Origin of the sequence: Aminobacter sp. MET-1 (assembly GCF_026521175.1) — a bacterium.
In the GTDB taxonomy this organism is placed as follows: Bacteria; Pseudomonadota; Alphaproteobacteria; order Rhizobiales; family Rhizobiaceae; genus Aminobacter.
Genome location: NZ_JAMSHL010000184.1, coordinates 1 through 232 on the forward strand (window position 1 = coordinate 1; position 232 = coordinate 232).

Below are 232 nucleotides of genomic sequence, written 5' to 3' on the forward strand. Positions count from 1 at the left end.
GTTCTTCGGTGCCTCGGTGGTGATTGCCGCACTGTTCGTATATTTCTACACCCGCTGTCTGCGCAGCACCCTGCTATTGGTCGGTATCGCCGTGGCCGGCGTAGTCTGGCTGCTCGGTCTGATGGAGTTGCTCGGCTATGAACTCGACCCATATTCGATTCTGGTGCCATTCCTGATCTTCGCCATCGGGGTCTCCCATGGCACGCAGAAGATGAACGGTATTCTCCAGGAC

The 232-nt window shown here is 56.9% G+C and carries 1 protein-coding gene; it reads left to right on the plus strand.

The genetic code is table 11. The annotated features are described in order from the left end of the window. On the plus strand, positions 1–232 hold a 232-nt coding region (locus tag NDO48_RS29555; RefSeq protein WP_267322964.1), incomplete at both ends, for a hypothetical protein.